The organism is Streptomyces sp. NBC_01214 (assembly GCF_026340975.1).
GTDB lineage: Bacteria > Actinomycetota > Actinomycetes > Streptomycetales > Streptomycetaceae > Streptomyces.
In genome coordinates this window covers 759,980-774,899 of the sequence record NZ_JAPEOS010000001.1, presented here as the reverse complement: position 1 = coordinate 774,899, position 14,920 = coordinate 759,980, and the positions used below count along the sequence as shown (strand labels likewise).

Here is a 14,920-nt window from a genome sequence, read left to right as displayed (position 1 = left end):
GCGGGGCCCGGGGCGGAGCCCCGATCTCGAAGCCCAGCCCGCACACCACCCGCACCCGCACCCGCCAGGGAGCCGCCACATGACCGCCCACGAAGAACTCCGCGCCCAGCTGGACACCCTCACCACCGAGGCCTTCCGCCAGGACCTCGCCGAGATCGACCGGCTGTCCACCCTCGACATCGCCCGCACCATGAACGCCGAGGACGCCACCGTCCCGGCCGCCGTCGCCGCACAGCTCCCCCGCATCGCCGCCGCCGTCGACGCCATCGCCGAGCGGATGGCCCGGGGCGGGCGGCTGGTCTACGCGGGCGCCGGCACGGCCGGCCGGATGGGCGTCCTGGACGCCAGCGAGTGCCCGCCCACCTTCAACACCGACCCGGCCGACGTCGTCGGCCTGATCGCGGGCGGCCCGTCCGCCATGGTCAAGGCCGTCGAGGGCGCCGAGGACTCGAAGGAGCTGGCCGCCGAGGACCTCGCCGCGCTGGAGATCGGGCCGCACGACAGCGTCGTCGGCATCTCCGCCTCCGGCCGCACCCCGTACGCGATCGGCGCCGTCGAGTTCGCCCGTACCCGCGGCGCGCTCACCGTCGGGCTGTCCTGCAACGCCGGATCCGCCCTCGCCGCCGCCGCCGACCACGGCATCGAGGTCGTCGTCGGACCCGAACTCCTCACCGGATCCACCCGCCTGAAGGCCGGCACCGCGCAGAAGCTCGTCCTCAACCTCATCTCGACCATCACGATGATCCGCCTCGGGAAGACGTACGGGAACCTGATGGTCGACATGCGCTCCTCGAACGAGAAGCTGCGCGCCCGCGCCCGCCGCATCGTCGCGCTGGCCACCGGCGCACCCGACGCGGAGATCGAAGCCGCCCTGACCGCCACCGGCGGCGAGGTGAAGAACGCCGTACTCGTCGTCCTCGGCGGAGTCGACGGCCCCACGGCCGCCGAGCTGCTCGCCGCCTCGCAGGGCCACCTGCGCGCCGCCCTCGAACTCGCCCCCGCCCGCACCCGCTGACCCCGCCCCCGAGCCAAGGCGATCCCACATGTCCACTGACAAGAACCGCGCCACCGCCGCCGCGATCCTTCCGCTGGTCGGCGGCCCGGACAACATCACCTCGATCGCGCACTGCATGACCCGCCTGCGCATCTCGCTGCGCGACCGCTCGCTGGTCCAGGACGAGGCCCTGCGCGCCCTGCCCGCGGTGCTCGGGGTGGTCGAAGACGACACATACCAGATCGTGCTGGGCCCGGGCACCGTCGCCCGCGTGACCCCGGAGTTCGAGGCGCTCGTAGCGGAAGCCCGCTCGGCAGCCCCCTCCCCGGAGACTGCGACCGCCCGCACGGTCACCGCGGACGACCTCGCTGCCCAGGGCGCAGCACTGAAAGAGGCTCAGAAGGCGCGCAACGCCACGCCCTTCAAGCTCTTCCTGCGCCGGATCGCGAACATCTTCGTCCCGCTGATCCCGGCACTGATCGGCTGCGGCATCATCGCCGGCCTGAACGGCCTGCTGACGAACCTCGGCTGGGTGCCCGCCGTCGTGCCCGCCCTCGCCGCCATCGCCTCCGGCTTCATGTCCCTGATCGCCGTCTTCGTCGGCTACAACACGGCCAAGGAGTTCGGCGGTACGCCGGTCCTGGGCGGCGCGGTCGCCGCGATCATCGTCTTCCCGGGCGTCGCGAAGATCGACGCCTTCGGCCTGGAGCTCAAGCCCGGCCAGGGCGGCGTCCTCGGCGCGCTCGCCGCCGCCCTCCTCGCCGTGTACGTGGAGAAGTGGTGCCGCAGGTGGGTACCGGAGACCCTGGACGTCCTCGTCACACCCACCCTCACCGTGCTGATCTCGGGCCTCGTGACCATCTTCGGCCTCATGTACCTCGCCGGCGGGGCCTCCGCCGCCATCGGCACCTTCGCGAACTGGCTCCTCGCCAGCGGCGGCGCCTTCGCGGGCCTGGTCCTGGGCGGCCTCTTCCTCCCCCTCGTGATGCTCGGCCTGCACCAGGCCCTGATCCCCCTCCACACCACCCTGATCGAGCAGGACGGCTACACCGTCCTGCTGCCCATCCTCGCCATGGCGGGCGCGGGCCAGGTCGGCGCGGCCATCGCCGTCTACTACCGGCTCCCGCGCAACGGCTCGCTCCGCGCCACCATCAGGTCCGCGCTCCCGGCCGGCTTCCTGGGCGTCGGCGAACCGCTGATCTACGGCGTCTCCCTGCCACTGGGCCGCCCCTTCGTCACCGCCTGCATCGGCGGCGCGGCCGGCGGCGCCTTCGTCGGCCTCTTCCACCAACTGGGCGTCGCCTTCGGGTCCACCGCCATCGGCCCCTCGGGCTGGGCCCTGTTCCCGCTGCTCGACGGCCGCTCCAGCGCGGGCACCACCCTCGCGATCTACGCGGGCGGCCTGCTGGTCGGCTACCTCGTGGGCTTCGCCGCCACCTACTTCTTCGGCTTCACCCGCCAGATGCTGACCGACCTCGACACCGACCCGGACCGGGGCCAGGACCCGGACGCCACCACGGCCACCGCCGGAACACCCCCGAAGGAACGGGTGCCCGCGTAAGCCGCATGCTGTGCGGATGCAGCTGCCCTCCGAAGCCGTCGCCGCCACGACCCGCATCGACGTCGTACGCATCACCGCCGGTCCCGAGCGGCACGGCGACCCGATGACCGGACCCGTCGTCGGGCACTGGGAGGGTCCCGCCGTCGCCGAGGTGCTCGCGGCCGTACGGAAGATCCCCGCCGCCGACATCACCCTGTGCGGGTTCGCCCCGGGCTGGGGCCTCCGCGCGTACGCCGACCCGGCCGGACCGCCCCTGTACGAAGCGGCGTTCTGCTACGGCTGCGACATGGCCTGGCTCTGGGGCCCCCGGGTCCCGGAGCGGCTGCACCGCCAGACCTTCGCCTCGGACTCGCCCTACGCGCTGTTCCTGCGCATGCGCATGCGCGCCTCGGGTCCGTCGTCATGCGGGCACGGGCATGATGCAGAGATGATCAACTCCATACCTCCCGTGGTCCCCGCCGGCCGGATGCGCGCCCTGCCGCAGCCGGAGTTCGAGCTGCCGGGCGGACTGCTGCTGCTGCGCCCCTGGGCGGCCCACGACGTCCCCGCGCTCGTCGAGTCCTGTCTCGACCCGGACATCCGGCACTGGAACCGGCCCGCCCTCCTCGGCCCCGCCGAGGCCGAGGAACGGATCGCCCGCTGGCACGCCCGCTGGCAGGACGAGGAAGCCGCGATCTGGGCCGTCGCCCCCGCCACCGGCGGCCCGGCCGTCGGGCTCATCGGCATCGGCGACCTCGACCTCGCGGGCGGCAGCGGCGAGATCCTGTACTGGCTGCTGCCCGCCGGGCGCGGCCGCGGGGCCATGGTGGCGGCCACGGAACGCGTCAGCCGCTGGGCGTTCGAGGACCTCGGCCTGCACCGGATACGGATCACCCACTCCGTGGCGAACCCGGCCTCCTGCGCCATCGCGACGAAGGCCGGATTCCCCCTGGAAGGCACCATGCGCGGCGCCCTCCTGCACGCGGACGGCTGGCACGACGAACACCTCCACGCCCGCCTGCGTACCGACGCCCCGGTGTGAGAGGGGCTCACCGGGCCTGGGGCTGGGGCCGGATCGGGGGCAGGTACGGGGTCGGAGTCGGGGTCGGGGTCGGAGTGGGGGTAGGAGTCGGGGACGGCGTCGCGGTCGGGGGCGGGGTCGCGCCCTTTTCGGTCGCGCTGGCCTTTTCCAGGAGCTCTGCGTAGGGCGTCTCCGCCGTGGAGCCGCGCACCTGCATGAGGCCGTACCGCTCAGATGCCTCTTCGTTCGTGCGCGGGTTTCTAGGGTCGTAGGAGATCCGTCTGTTCGGTGGCGACACGTCCACGATGACGTGCGGATTCCTGCCGCCCACCCCCACCTTCCACAGGGTGATGCGCTGTGGGCCGCGGGTCACGTTCAGGACTTCGCTGCTGTTCGAGATGGGGGTCCGGTATCGATACTCCGCATCGGCAGGATCCCCCGGCTGGCAGTCCTCCATGAGCGTCCTACCCGACATCCTGGAGCGCTCGTAGTCCGCGGTCATCTTCATTCTGTCTTTCCTGATCACGTACACCTCGGTCCGGGCCCTGACCGCTTCGTACTTGTGAGGAACGGCACCCTCTATCTCAATGACCGCATCCTGGACGACCTCTTCCCCGGGATTGAGTACGCGGCCGACCGGCGAGACGAACTCGCCATCGTAAATCAACTCGGGTGCGGCAGGCTTGTCTAGCTTTTTACGCGCAGCCAGACGGTCAGACTTGTTACTCGCAGGCACACCGTGGACCCAATAGATGCTGCCGAGGACGTAGACGGGCACCTGGCCCGCGTTCTTCAGGAACAGGCGGACCGTCACGTACGCTCGCCCCGACCCCTTTTCCATGTTCGACTCCCTGAACTCGGCCCCACTCTGGATCAGCGGCGTCGTCACAAAGGGAACATAGACCTGCGAATATGCAAGGTTGGCGGTGGCGAGAAGGGTGGAAATTATCAACCCGATCGCGACTTTCCTGGGAACGCGGAGCCCCTTCCACGCCCCGCATTTGAGAAGTCCGTACAGGGCCAGCGAGGACCAGACACCGAGGGCTATTCCGACCTCGGTGTAACCGGTGAACCGCTCGCCGATCTGTAGGAGGAGCAGGAGGACGCTACAGAGGAGGGAGATCGCGACACCGACCAGAACGACCACTCCCGAGTAACGCCACCGCCTCTTGGTCCAGTAGTCGATGGCGGCCACGGCGGCCGACACCTCCACCACGGCCACGACGAGGATGGTGAGTCCCGCGATCCGTCCGGCGTACGTGAGGGCATCGCCGCTGTCCGACATGCCGATCAGGAAGAGCGGATATGCCGTCGCGAGGAGGCCCACGACCATGAAGAAGCAAATGGTTCGTCGCACCCACGCCACGTCCGGCCAGACGGTGTGGTCTCCGCCGAGCCAGTGGATCTCGTGCCCCGGTTCCACACCGGCACGATCCAGGATTTTTCGGAGCTCCTTGAGGGATCCGGCCTTGCCGACCCGCCTGCCGCCCACCGAAACCGGCCGCAAGCCGAGTTCTCCAGGCGGTCCCACGGAAACCTCGGGCGTGTTCGCCATAACACCAGCCTGCCGCTCGACCGCGAGCGGCGCCCCTCGAGCGCCCCCTCGTGCGCCCCTTTGTGCGCCCCCCACCAGGGTGCGCCCGACCCGTCGCAGAGGGAGGCTGGTGTTGACGTTGATGTCGCTCGACCCCCGGAGGAGTCCCATGCGTACCCGAATCCTCGCGGTCACCGCTGCCCTCGTACTGGCCGCCTTCGGCGCCGCGGTCCCCGTTGCGCAGGGCGCCGTACCGACCGTCCCCGGACCGACGTGCGAGGCCCACCACGGAACGGTGGAGTACGACTCCGCCACCGGCATCTACAACTGCGTGGGCGGCTACTACGACGGCGAACGCATCACCAGCTGAATCCGGCTCAGCCCGCGGCGGTACGCAAGAACCGCACCAGGTCATCGACCCCGTAGCCGAGCTTCGGCCCGCGCTCGGCGGCCATCAGGAGCAACTGGCCCACGATCTCCGCACCCCAGCCGTCCGTACCGTCCTGCGACCACTCCCACAGCTTCTCGATGCCGAGGTCGGACATGAGCAGCCCGTGCTCCGTCCGGACCTCCCGGCAGGTCTCGGCGACGGCGTCCAGCAGCCGCGCCCCCGGCCGTTCGCAGCGCAGCCCGAAGTACCCGCCGACGTACTCGACCACGCACCCCTGCGGCGGGCGCGCCTCGATGCGCTCGTAGCTCGGCGACTCCTCCACCGGGCAATGGATCAGAGTGAACCGGTGCCACCCCGGCGGCGGAGGCGGCTTGGGGCGCCACGCGGTCAGCCCGAACGCCTCCTGCACCAGCGCGGTCGCCTCGTCCGCCGTGGCGGCCGTCCGCGACTCCCGCCGCTCCCCGTCGTCCCCGACGGCCGTCCAGTGCCCGCTGCCCTCATCGCCCTGCACGCGCACGGACAGTCCCACGCCTCCACGCCTCCACGCACCAGCGGCGAGGGCCGTCTCCAGCCCCCGCAGTTTCCAGCCGAGTTCGAAGGCGAAGTTCACCGCCTCCACGGACTCGCTCACGCGCCCGCCGCCCGCTCGTGCAGGACGGCGGCCAGCCGGAGCGCGGTGTCGAGGTTGCAGCGGCCGAGGTCGACCAGCGGCAGGCCGTACGTACCGGCGGCCGATACCCGCTCCACGTCCAGCGAAGGGAACAGCACCCCGACCGCGGCAAGCGATTCCCGCAGCTGCTGGACGGCCTCCTCGGCCGCCTGCATGCGCTCCTGTGGGGAGAGCACCATGACATGTCACCTTTCTACTCTGAGTATCCAACTTCTTCACACAGAGTGGCGACGCGCTCACTAGCCTTTCAAGTGCGGACCCCGCAACAACCGCACATGTTGCTCAGGGAGTTGCCATGCCACGAAAGAACCTCGATCCCTCCTCCTCACCCCGCGCCCTCCTGGGCGCGGAACTGCGCGTAGCGCGCGAACGCGCGGGCATGAGCCAGGCCGAACTCGGCGAACGGCTCTTCGTCAGCGGATCGTTCATCGGCCAGCTCGAAGCCGGCACGCGCCGCATGCACCTCGAATTCGCCAAGCAGATCGACGAGATCCTCGGCACCGGCGGCTTCTTCGCCCGCAACTGCGGGGCACTGGCCAAGTCGAAGTACCCGAACCACTTCGCAGAGGCTGCTGAAGCAGAAGCAGAGGCGAAGACGATCCGGGAGTACGCACCCTTGGCGCTGCCCGGGGTGCTCCAGACGAAGGCATACGCCCGAGCTGTCTTCATCGCCTACCAGCCAACGGCCACCGAGGAGGTCATCTCCGAACTGGTGCAGAACCGGCTGGACAGGGCCGCGGTCCTCAGCGATCCAACAACCCCGTTGTTCTGGTGTGTACTCGACGAATCGGCCCTCCGACGAGTCGTCGGCAGCCGGGCAGTGATGGCCGAAGTCCTGCGTCACATCACCGCCCTGATCCGTGCACGCCGGATCTTCGTGCAGGTACTGCCGTTCAGCGCGGGAGCACATTCGTCCATGGGCGGCACCCTGAAGCTAATGACCTTCGAGGACGCTCCCCCGCTGGCGTACGTCCAGGGCAACGCCATAGGAGTGCTTCTAGACGATCCGGCAACCGTGGCTCGCCATTCACTGACCTACGATCTCCTCACGGCCGGCGCGCTGTCACCCAGCGATTCGCTGGCTTTGATCGAGTCCGTGGCGGAGGATTACGAACATGACCAGCACGCCTGAGTACGACCTGTCAGCAGCCGCGTGGCACAAGTCCAGCTACAGCGACGGCAGCGGCGGCAACTGTCTGGAGATGGCCACCTGGCGGAAGTCGACGTACAGCGACGGCACTGGCGGCGACTGCCTCGAAGTCGCCGACGGCCACCCCGGCCTCGTCCCCGTGAGGGACTCCAAGCAGCCCGAAGGCCCGCACGTGGTGTTCCACGCGCAGGCCTGGGCCCGGTTCGTCGGGTCGCTCTGAGCGGTCAGAGACCGTCGGTGAACAGCAGCTTGTTCGGGCTGTCGTCGCTGAGGTTCTGGACGATGTCCTTCGTGGACACCTCGTCCAGGAAGTCCGACACCTCCGCCGGCAGCGCGTTCGGGTGCTCCGACTTGTAGAGCGCGGCCACACCGGTGACGTGCGGCGCGGCCATCGACGTACCGTCCATGGTCGTGCTGCCACCGCCCAGACGCGCGGAGATGATGTCCTTGCCGGGGGCGTAGAGGTCCAGGCAGGTGCCCCAGTTCGAGAAGTCGGTCTCCTCGTCGAAGCGGTTCGTCGCGCCGACCGTCACCACGCGCTCGGCGGACGCGGGCGAGACCCGGCAGGCGTCGATGTTGTCGTTGCCCGCCGCGATGACCGGCAGCACGCCCCGGTCGGACACGGCGGTCACGGCCGCGTTGACCGCTTCGAGCCGGCCGCCGCCCAGCGAGGCGTTCAGGACGGCCGGCTGCCGGATGTTGTTGGCCACCCAGTCGAAGCCCGCGATGATGCCCGCCCAGGAACCCCGGTTGTCACAGCCGAGGACCCGGACGCTGACCAAGGTCACCTTGCGCGCCACGCCGAAGGTCGTCCCGCCGACCGTGCCCGCGACGTGCGTGCCGTGGCCGTTGCAGTCCCCACCGTTGCGGCCGTCCCCGATCGCGTCGAAGCCCGGCCGTGCACGGCCCTCGAAGTCGGGGTGGCGGAAGTCGATGCCGCTGTCGACGATGTACGCCGTCACGCCCTGGCCGCTGCGGTTGGCGCTGAAGTTGTTGTCCAGCGGCAGGAACCGCTGGTCGATGCGGTCCAGGCCCCAGGAGTTGGACGGCGACTTGGTCCCGACCCCCTTCGCGGGGGTCGGCTGCACGGTCACCGTCGCGTCCTGCGTCACGGACGTCACACCGACCGCCTCACGGACGGACTTCAGCTGCTCCGCCGTGAGGGCCCCCGCGAATCCGTTGATCGTCTTGGTGTAGGTGAACTTCGACGTCAGGCCCAGTCGCTTCGCGAACGCCGCCGGGGCCACCTTCTTGTCGAGGCTGACGATGTAGCTGCCCGGGATGGCGTTCGCGGACGTGTGGAGCGGCGCCGGGGTGGGCTCCGGGGCCGCGGCAGAGGCCGTGCCGGCCGCAACGGGGGTGACGGTGAGGAGAACGGCGGTGGCCAGACGTGCGAGCAAACGCATGGAAGGAGCTCCCTGACGTGCTTGGAAGGTCGGCGTGGAAGAGCCGCCCCCGCGATCTGGAGTCCTCCGCGGGTGCGGCCCCCCAATGCATCGGGCACCCCCTCGGCGCGGCTTGAACCGTCGCCGCCACCTGGCCGATCGCCCGATCGCCGCGTCGACATGCCGTGTCGCGCGCGCTGCAGAAAGGGTTCGTCGCTTGCGCCGCCCAGGCTGCGGCCCGCTCCGCCCCGCTCCCGGAAACCCGTGCGAGATTCACCCGTACGTCCGGCCCCCACATCAGGGAGCGCGCGTCCGGTGCCCGCCGTGCATCCGCCACACCCACGGGCGTCGTTGACCGGCCCCGCCGCGCGTGATCGCCTCAGGCCATGCGCATCCGCCTGAGCCGAGCCCTGCCCGTGGCCTTCACCGCACTGGCCGCCGTCGCCACGCCCGCAGTCGCGGCCACCACCGACGTGCCGGAACCCGTACCGCACACGGCCCCCGCCGACCACGCCACGTACATCGTCACCGTAAGGAAGGACGTCGACCCGGCCGAAGTGGCCGAGCGCGTCGACGCCACCCCCGTCCACGTCTACCGCACGGTCCTGCACGGCTTCTCCGCCCGGCTGAGCCCCGAACAGGTCGAGGCCCTGCGCGCGATGCCCGACGTCGAGACCGTGGAGGAGGACAGCGGGGCCACCGGCTTCGGCACCGGCATCGGCACCGGCTTCTGAGGCCCCGGCTCCTGAGGCCCCTCCCCGCCCCGACGGGCGCGGGGAGACTGGGTTCATGGAGCTGCCCGCCGAAGTCGTGACCGGTACCGCGTTGATCGAGGTGGTACGGATATCCGCCCTCCCGACCGAGGAGGGCGCCCCGTACCCGGGCAGGCCGGTCGCCCACTGGTCGGGGGACGAGGTGACCGGCGCCCTCGCGCTCATCGGGACCCTGCCGGGCAGTGAGCAGCACCGGTGCGGCTTCGCACCCGGATGGAGCGTGCGCGCCTACGACGACTGCCTCGGACCGGCCTTGATGGAGGCCGCGTTCTGCTTCGGCTGCCACGAGGTGCGCATGCACGGACCGGCCGTCCCGCCCGCCCTCGCCAAACAGTTCTTCGACGCGGACGCTCCGCAGGCCGCCGCGCTCCTCGCCCGCTTCCGCGGGTCGGGGGCGCGGCACGGTCTGTGACACGGGCGGCGGCCCGGGAGCCCGGGTCAGAGCCCGCCGGTGAAGAGCAGCTTGTTCGAGGTAGCAGGGCTGACACTGGTCAGCACGTCCTTGGTGGACTGCGCGTCGAGGAACTCGACGACGTCCCCCGGGGTCGCGGTCGGGTTCTTGGCCTTGTAGAGCGCCGCGACACCGGTCACGTGCGGCGCGGACATCGAGGTGCCGCTGTGGGAGATGCTGCCGCCGCCGAGCTGGGCGGAGACGATGTCCTCGCCCGGAGCGAAGAGGGAGACGCACTCGCCGTGGTTGGAGAAGGAGCTCTCCTCGTCGAACTGGTCGGTCGCCGCCACCGTGAACACCTTCGGCGCGGAGGCCGGGGAGACCAGGCAGGCGTCCTTCGCGGAGTTGCCCGCCGCGATGATCGGCAGCACACCCGCGTCGGTGACCGCGTTCGCGGCGTTGTTCAGCGCCTCCGACCGGTCCCCGCCCAAGGAGCCGTTCAGGACCGCCGGCTGCTGGGCGTTCTTGGCCACCCAGTCCAGGCCCGCGATGATCCCGGAGAAGGTGCCCGTGCCGTCGCAGTTGAGGACGCGGACGCTGACCACGTGGGCCTGGCGCGCCACTCCGTACGTCTGGCCGGCGACCGTGCCCGCGACGTGCGTGCCGTGGCCGTTGCAGTCCTGGCCGTTGCGGCCGTCGTCGACGGCGTCGAAGCCGAAGGCGGCACGGGTGGCGCCCGGCCCGCCGAACTCCGCGTGCTGGTAGTCGATGCCGGTGTCGAGGATGTAGGCGGTCACGCCGGCGCCGTCGCCCGCGACGGCGAAGTCGTTGTCCAGCGGCAGCTTCCCCTGGTCGATCCGGTCCAGGCCCCACGAGGTCGCCGGGACCCGGGTGCCGCTTACGGTGCTCGGCCGCGGGACGGACCGGACGTTCGCGTCCTCCTCCACCGACGTCACCCCCGGGCTGTTGCGGACGGCCGTCAGCTGGAGCGGGGTCAGCGGGACGGCGAAGCCGTTGAGCGCCGAGGTGTAGACGAACGAGGGCTCCAGGCCCAGCTCCTGCGCGGCCTCGGCCGCGTCCACCCCCTTCTCCAACGTCACGATGTACTCGCCGGGCACCGGGTTGGCGGCGGTCTTCAGCGGGGCCGGAGTCGGCTCCGGGGCCGCGGCGGAGGCCGTACCGGCGGCGACCGGGGGGACGGTGAGGAGGGCGGCGGCGGCCAGTCGGGCGAGCAGGCGCATGGAAGGAACTCCCTGACGGGTGGCGGGAAGGCACGGGTGAGCCGCCGCCCCCACGGCACCGGGTGCTCCTGCGGGGGCGGCCCTCAGCTCCATCGGTGCCACCTCTCGGCTGGTTGAATCACCGGCTCACCTGGTTGCCCGTCGGGTGTGCGCGTCGACGCGGCCAGATCACCCGTACGGCCCGCCCCCGGACCAGGGAGCGCACGGCCGGTGCGCCGGCCCGTGCTCCCGCCACACCCACCGGCGTCGTTGACCGGCCCCGCCGCGCGTGATGGCCTCGGGCCATGCGCATCCGCCTGAGCCGTGCCCTGCCCGTGGCCGTCGCCGTACTGGCCGCCGTCGCCGCCCCGCCAGTCGCCGCGGCCACCGCCGACGTGCGGGAACCCGTACCGCACACGGCCCCCGCCGCCGACCACGCCCCGTACATCGTCACCGTGCGGGAGGACAGCGACCCGGCCGAGGTGGCGGACCGGGTCGGCGCCACCCCGGTGCACGTCTACCGCGCCGTCCTGCACGGCTTCTCCGCCCGGCTGAACTCGGAACAGGTCGAGGCCCTGCGCGAGATGCCGGACGTCGAGACCGTGGAGGAGGACGGCCGGGCCACCGGCGGCGACGGCTTCGGACCCTACCGGTGGTGGGGGTCCTCAGACGTGTGACCGTGCGGCCGCGCCTGCGGTCGGGCCCCCTTGTCCGGCCGGCCGCCCCGCGACCGCCCCGCGACCGCCCCGCGTCACCAGCCGAAGACCGGGTCCACGTCGAAGACCGGCGGCAGCAGGCCCTTGCGGTCCAGGTTGACGAAGACGTACGAGCCGGGCGGCCCGGGGTGGAACGCGAACCGCTCGCCCAGGGGCAGGTCGCGCAGGACCGTGGGCTCCGCCCGGCGCCGGCCGTCGCGCAGGCCGCGGTGGGTGAGGTACGTCCACCAGCGGTCGGAGGTCACCACGCCGACCTGGCCCGGGCCGGTCGGCGCCAGCCCGCGGACCTCCTCGTCGCCGACGCCCGCGTGCCACAGGCGTCGGCCGTCGGTGAGGGAGTAGGCGGACACGCCGTTCCCCTCCCCCTGCTTCACCGGGGTGACCAGTAGATCTCCGGTCAGCACCGGGGACGGCTCGGACAGCAGGTCCCCGTCCGGACCCGTGGCGGGTACGGAGCCCCGCACGCGGCCCGTGTCGTCGAGCAGGAGCACCGCGTCGATGCCCCTTTCCGCGGTCTCCGTGACGCGCAGGACCGGCGGGACGGCGGACAGCACCCGCACCTCGCGCAGCCGGCTCGCCGTCGGCAGCGCGCTCTGCCAGGCGCGGGTACCCGTACGGGCGTCGACGGCCGTGATCCGGGCGGCGTCGCCGCACTGCTCCACGTACAGGGCGCGTTGCTCCGAGCCGTCGACGGCCTTCACCGTGCAGTCGGCCGGGACCGGGACCCGCCAGAGCTCCTGGCCGCCGCGCAGGTCGAGGCCGGTCACCGTGTCCCGGTCCGCCACGACGGCGCTCGGGCCGGCCGCGGCCACCAGGGCCCGGCCGGTGTCCCGGGTCCAGCGGACCCGGCCCTCGGCCAGGTCCACGGCGACGACCTGCGAGCCGCACGTGCCCACGCTCTCCCCGTACGCGAGGAGGCCGATGCCCGACGGGATCGTCCGGCTGAGCGCGCAGAGCGGCGTGCGCTCCGGGGCGGGCAGCCGCCAGCCCTTGCGGCCCTCCCCGTTGTAGGAGACGAGCCCGTCCGTGCGGGCCCGTACGAGCCTTCCGGGCGCGGGCGCCCAGACGCCGACCGGGGCCGCCGCCGGATGCACCGGCTCCTGCCACCCGGACAGGTCCAGCTGCGGGCCGCGCATCCGCTCGAAGCCCAGCCAGCCGGGCCCCAGCGCGGCCAGCGCCACGCAGGCGGCGATCACGCGGACGTGCACCGGGGCGCGGCCGTGGCTGCGCTTCCTCGGCATGCGCCACAGCAGCCACGCGGCGGCGGCGCACAGCGGGGCGAGGAGCGCGAGGGTGCCCGTGCCGCGCGGGCAACTGTCGATCCCGCACACGCGGACGGGGGCGTCGGCGACCACCAACTTCGCCAGGAGGACCAGGTACAGGGCCGCCACCGCCGCGAACGCTGCGGCAGCAGCGCACGCGAGGTGCCCCGAGAGCCGCACGCGCGGCGGTCGTTCCATTTCCATGATCCCCCTCGGCCGCAGCCTAACCGGGGGCCTTCGGCTCACAGCACGGAGCCTCCGGTGGCGTCGACCACACGCCCGGTCACCCAGCGCTCGGCGGCGGAGCCGGGACTGCCGAGCGGCTCCGACTGGAGGGCGAAGGCCCGGCCGCCGTCCTTCGCGATCCGCTCGACGGTCTCGCGTACGTGAGCACGCCGGTGGTGCCGTCGGCGGCGAACCGCTCGGCGACGGCCCGTCCGATGCCCCTGCTGCCGCCCGTGACCAGCACGTTCTTCCGTAACGATCGCTACGGAAAACTAGGCGCGGGCCGCCTCGATGAAGGCGCGGATCAGCCCGGGGTCCTTCACGCCGCGCTCCCGCTCCACCCCGCTGGACACGTCCACGCCCCACGCCCCGGTGGCCGCGAGCGCCTCCCGCACGTTGCCCGGGTTCAGCCCGCCGGCGAGCAGCCAGCGCCCCTCGGGCGCGGTGAAGTCCGCCGCACCCCAGTTCCACGGCTTGCCGGAGCCCGGGTCGGGCGCGTCCAGCAGCAGCAGGTCCTCGCCGTACTCGCCGCAGCGCTGCACGCGCTCGGCGGTGGCCCGCAGCAGGGTCCGGCCGTCGGCGCGCAGCGCCGCGAAGTCCTCGGGGCCCTCCTCGCCGTGCAGCTGCACCCCGCGCACACCGCTCTCCTCGGCGAACCGGCGCACCTCCGCCACCGCCTGCCCCCGGAACACGCCGACGGTGAGCACCCCGTCGGGCACCCGCGCGGCCAGCTCCCGCGCGGTGGCGGCGTCCACGGTCCGCGGGCTCCCGGGCGCGAAGACGAACCCGACGGCGTCCGCCCCGGCGGCCACGGCCACGTCGACATCGTGCGCGGCCCTGAGCCCGCAGATCTTGACGAAGAGATCGCTCATGCGACCAGTCAACCAAACCCGCCGCACCCACGGGTGGCACGTCCCATAGGCCGGGCACGGCAGCCCCGCCGTCGCTAGCCTGGGACAAGGCACACACCCACAGCACGGCACGCCCCGGAGGACGACGGTGACGACCATGATCGAACGGGCCACACCCATAGAGACGTCGTCGGCGCCACTGGCCTTCGAAGACCTTCTGCGCACGGTCGCAGAGATGGACACACCAGACGGCTTCAAGGCCGAGCTCATCCGGGGGAAGATCGTCGTGTCACCGTTTTCCAGGCTGCGCTACTCCCGTCGCATGCGCCTGTTGCGCGAGCAGCTCCAGTCCCACGTGCCCGACGGCCACTTCGCCGACACCTCCCCCTTCCTTTTCCGGTTCCCGTCGGCGGAGCGCGGCTACGGACCGGACCTGTACGTCGCGGACGAGGCAGCCTTCGAAGAGGACGGACTGCACGCGGACGGAGCCGCACTGTCCCTGGTCGGAGAGTTCACGTCCGTCTCCACCAAGGACGCCGACTGGAACGAGAAGCTCGACGTCTACGGACTCCTTGTACCGGTCTACCTGGTCGTCGACATGCAGGACTCGGAGATCACCTGCTTCTGGGACCCCTCCCCGCACGGGTACCGCTCCCGTACGACGGTGTCCTTCGGCGAGCCCCTGCACGTCCCGGAACCGTTCGACTTCGCGATCGACACCACCGGCTTCTGACCCCGTCCGGGAAACGCCCGAGGGCGGCACCCCCGTGGGGGTGCCGCCCTCGTTCGAGAACAGC

Annotated in this window: 18 protein-coding genes and 1 pseudogene; 11 read left to right on the top strand and 8 right to left on the bottom strand. The window is 71.8% G+C overall.

Annotated features, from left to right (window positions below):
• The first annotated feature begins 79 nt into the window (after nt 1-79).
• The 3 genes from murQ to OG594_RS47010 are packed head-to-tail and all read left to right on the top strand — an operon-like array spanning nt 80 to nt 3,576.
• A complete protein-coding gene (gene murQ / locus OG594_RS03845; RefSeq protein WP_266595133.1) occupies nt 80-1,015 on the top strand; it encodes an N-acetylmuramic acid 6-phosphate etherase in 936 nt (311 codons plus the stop codon).
• Between the two features lie 28 nt (nt 1,016-1,043).
• On the top strand, nt 1,044-2,555 hold the full coding sequence (locus tag OG594_RS03840) for a PTS transporter subunit EIIC (protein WP_266595131.1): 1,512 nt from the start codon (nt 1,044-1,046) through the stop codon (nt 2,553-2,555).
• Between the two features lie 16 nt (nt 2,556-2,571).
• Nucleotides 2,572-3,576, top strand: coding sequence for a GNAT family protein (locus tag OG594_RS47010; RefSeq protein ID WP_323185164.1), 1,005 nt, complete (start codon nt 2,572-2,574; stop codon nt 3,574-3,576).
• A 7-nt stretch (nt 3,577-3,583) separates the two neighbouring features.
• Here OG594_RS47010 and OG594_RS03830 read toward each other — a convergent pair whose 3' ends face one another.
• A complete protein-coding gene (locus tag OG594_RS03830) occupies nt 3,584-5,110 on the bottom strand; it encodes a hypothetical protein (RefSeq protein WP_266595129.1) in 1,527 nt (508 codons plus the stop codon).
• A 148-nt stretch (nt 5,111-5,258) separates the two neighbouring features.
• On the opposite strand from OG594_RS03830, the gene OG594_RS03825 reads away from it, so the two are divergent.
• Nucleotides 5,259-5,459 carry a hypothetical protein gene (locus tag OG594_RS03825; protein ID WP_266595126.1) on the top strand — a complete coding sequence of 67 codons (201 nt, stop codon included), beginning with the start codon at nt 5,259-5,261 and terminating at the stop codon, nt 5,457-5,459.
• Nucleotides 5,460-5,466: 7 nt separating this feature from the next.
• On the opposite strand, the gene OG594_RS03820 is transcribed toward OG594_RS03825, so the two are convergent.
• Nucleotides 5,467-6,111 carry a hypothetical protein gene (locus OG594_RS03820; protein WP_266595124.1) on the bottom strand — a complete coding sequence of 215 codons (645 nt, stop codon included), beginning with the start codon at nt 6,109-6,111 and terminating at the stop codon, nt 5,467-5,469.
• A complete protein-coding gene (locus OG594_RS03815; RefSeq protein ID WP_266595122.1) occupies nt 6,108-6,329 on the bottom strand; it encodes a hypothetical protein in 222 nt (73 codons plus the stop codon). The genes OG594_RS03820 and OG594_RS03815 overlap by 4 nt, the downstream gene beginning before the upstream one ends.
• A gap of 116 nt (nt 6,330-6,445) precedes the next feature.
• Between OG594_RS03815 and OG594_RS03810 the strand changes: the two genes are divergently transcribed.
• Nucleotides 6,446-7,282 carry a helix-turn-helix transcriptional regulator gene (locus tag OG594_RS03810; RefSeq protein WP_266595120.1) on the top strand — a complete coding sequence of 279 codons (837 nt, stop codon included), beginning with the start codon at nt 6,446-6,448 and terminating at the stop codon, nt 7,280-7,282.
• Entirely contained in the window at nt 7,266-7,520 is a 255-nt protein-coding gene (locus OG594_RS03805; protein ID WP_266595118.1) for a DUF397 domain-containing protein, read from the top strand. The genes OG594_RS03810 and OG594_RS03805 overlap by 17 nt, the downstream gene beginning before the upstream one ends.
• A gap of 4 nt (nt 7,521-7,524) precedes the next feature.
• Here the strand turns inward: OG594_RS03805 and OG594_RS03800 are convergent, their stop codons facing one another.
• On the bottom strand, nt 7,525-8,706 hold the full coding sequence (locus tag OG594_RS03800) for a S8 family peptidase (RefSeq protein ID WP_266595116.1): 1,182 nt from the start codon (nt 8,704-8,706) through the stop codon (nt 7,525-7,527).
• A gap of 365 nt (nt 8,707-9,071) precedes the next feature.
• On the opposite strand from OG594_RS03800, the gene OG594_RS03795 reads away from it, so the two are divergent.
• On the top strand, nt 9,072-9,419 hold the full coding sequence (locus OG594_RS03795) for a protease inhibitor I9 family protein (RefSeq protein ID WP_266595113.1): 348 nt from the start codon (nt 9,072-9,074) through the stop codon (nt 9,417-9,419).
• A 55-nt stretch (nt 9,420-9,474) separates the two neighbouring features.
• Complete coding sequence (locus OG594_RS03790; RefSeq protein WP_266595111.1) at nt 9,475-9,870, top strand: hypothetical protein; 396 nt, start codon at nt 9,475-9,477, stop codon at nt 9,868-9,870.
• A gap of 26 nt (nt 9,871-9,896) precedes the next feature.
• Here the strand turns inward: OG594_RS03790 and OG594_RS03785 are convergent, their stop codons facing one another.
• Nucleotides 9,897-11,090, bottom strand: a complete 1,194-nt coding sequence (locus OG594_RS03785) for a S8 family peptidase (protein ID WP_266595109.1) — start codon at nt 11,088-11,090, stop codon at nt 9,897-9,899.
• A 284-nt stretch (nt 11,091-11,374) separates the two neighbouring features.
• On the opposite strand from OG594_RS03785, the gene OG594_RS03780 reads away from it, so the two are divergent.
• Nucleotides 11,375-11,746: a protease inhibitor I9 family protein gene (locus OG594_RS03780; protein WP_266595107.1), complete on the top strand. Its 372-nt coding sequence runs from the start codon at nt 11,375-11,377 to the stop codon at nt 11,744-11,746.
• A gap of 74 nt (nt 11,747-11,820) precedes the next feature.
• On the opposite strand, the gene OG594_RS03775 is transcribed toward OG594_RS03780, so the two are convergent.
• Entirely contained in the window at nt 11,821-13,245 is a 1,425-nt protein-coding gene (locus tag OG594_RS03775; protein ID WP_266595105.1) for a PQQ-binding-like beta-propeller repeat protein, read from the bottom strand.
• Nucleotides 13,246-13,308: 63 nt separating this feature from the next.
• On the opposite strand from OG594_RS03775, the gene OG594_RS47005 reads away from it, so the two are divergent.
• On the top strand, nt 13,309-13,437 hold the full coding sequence (locus tag OG594_RS47005; protein ID WP_323185314.1) for a hypothetical protein: 129 nt from the start codon (nt 13,309-13,311) through the stop codon (nt 13,435-13,437).
• Nucleotides 13,438-13,459: 22 nt separating this feature from the next.
• Here the strand turns inward: OG594_RS47005 and OG594_RS47000 are convergent.
• Both OG594_RS47000 and OG594_RS03765 read right to left on the bottom strand, forming a co-directional pair.
• Nucleotides 13,460-13,516, bottom strand: a pseudogene (locus OG594_RS47000) (hypothetical protein); the annotation flags it as partial.
• A gap of 28 nt (nt 13,517-13,544) precedes the next feature.
• Nucleotides 13,545-14,144 carry a phosphoribosylanthranilate isomerase gene (locus OG594_RS03765; RefSeq protein ID WP_266595102.1) on the bottom strand — a complete coding sequence of 200 codons (600 nt, stop codon included), beginning with the start codon at nt 14,142-14,144 and terminating at the stop codon, nt 13,545-13,547.
• Nucleotides 14,145-14,358: 214 nt separating this feature from the next.
• On the opposite strand from OG594_RS03765, the gene OG594_RS03760 reads away from it, so the two are divergent.
• Nucleotides 14,359-14,856 (top strand): Uma2 family endonuclease, encoded by a 498-nt coding sequence (locus tag OG594_RS03760; RefSeq protein WP_323185162.1) that lies wholly within the window; start codon nt 14,359-14,361, stop codon nt 14,854-14,856.
• The last annotated feature ends 64 nt before the right edge of the window (nt 14,857-14,920 follow it).

What these genes read in the sequence shown, in the direction of transcription:
- OG594_RS03760 (WP_323185162.1), top strand. Translation starts at nt 14,359, where the DNA reads ATGGACACACCAGACGGCTTCAAGGCCGAGCTCATCCGGGGGAAGATC.
- murQ (WP_266595133.1), top strand. Translation starts at nt 80, where the DNA reads ATGACCGCCCACGAAGAACTCCGCGCCCAGCTGGACACCCTCACCACC.
- OG594_RS03785 (WP_266595109.1), bottom strand. Translation starts at nt 11,090, where the DNA reads ATGCGCCTGCTCGCCCGACTGGCCGCCGCCGCCCTCCTCACCGTCCCC.
- OG594_RS03805 (WP_266595118.1), top strand. Translation starts at nt 7,266, where the DNA reads ATGACCAGCACGCCTGAGTACGACCTGTCAGCAGCCGCGTGGCACAAG.
- OG594_RS03815 (WP_266595122.1), bottom strand. Translation starts at nt 6,329, where the DNA reads ATGGTGCTCTCCCCACAGGAGCGCATGCAGGCGGCCGAGGAGGCCGTC.
- OG594_RS03830 (WP_266595129.1), bottom strand. Translation starts at nt 5,110, where the DNA reads ATGGCGAACACGCCCGAGGTTTCCGTGGGACCGCCTGGAGAACTCGGC.
- OG594_RS03825 (WP_266595126.1), top strand. Translation starts at nt 5,259, where the DNA reads ATGCGTACCCGAATCCTCGCGGTCACCGCTGCCCTCGTACTGGCCGCC.
- OG594_RS03840 (WP_266595131.1), top strand. Translation starts at nt 1,044, where the DNA reads ATGTCCACTGACAAGAACCGCGCCACCGCCGCCGCGATCCTTCCGCTG.
- OG594_RS03765 (WP_266595102.1), bottom strand. Translation starts at nt 14,144, where the DNA reads ATGAGCGATCTCTTCGTCAAGATCTGCGGGCTCAGGGCCGCGCACGAT.
- OG594_RS03800 (WP_266595116.1), bottom strand. Translation starts at nt 8,706, where the DNA reads ATGCGTTTGCTCGCACGTCTGGCCACCGCCGTTCTCCTCACCGTCACC.
- OG594_RS47010 (WP_323185164.1), top strand. Translation starts at nt 2,572, where the DNA reads ATGCAGCTGCCCTCCGAAGCCGTCGCCGCCACGACCCGCATCGACGTC.
- OG594_RS03790 (WP_266595111.1), top strand. Translation starts at nt 9,475, where the DNA reads ATGGAGCTGCCCGCCGAAGTCGTGACCGGTACCGCGTTGATCGAGGTG.
- OG594_RS03795 (WP_266595113.1), top strand. Translation starts at nt 9,072, where the DNA reads ATGCGCATCCGCCTGAGCCGAGCCCTGCCCGTGGCCTTCACCGCACTG.
- OG594_RS03780 (WP_266595107.1), top strand. Translation starts at nt 11,375, where the DNA reads ATGCGCATCCGCCTGAGCCGTGCCCTGCCCGTGGCCGTCGCCGTACTG.
- OG594_RS03810 (WP_266595120.1), top strand. Translation starts at nt 6,446, where the DNA reads ATGCCACGAAAGAACCTCGATCCCTCCTCCTCACCCCGCGCCCTCCTG.
- OG594_RS03775 (WP_266595105.1), bottom strand. Translation starts at nt 13,245, where the DNA reads ATGGAACGACCGCCGCGCGTGCGGCTCTCGGGGCACCTCGCGTGCGCT.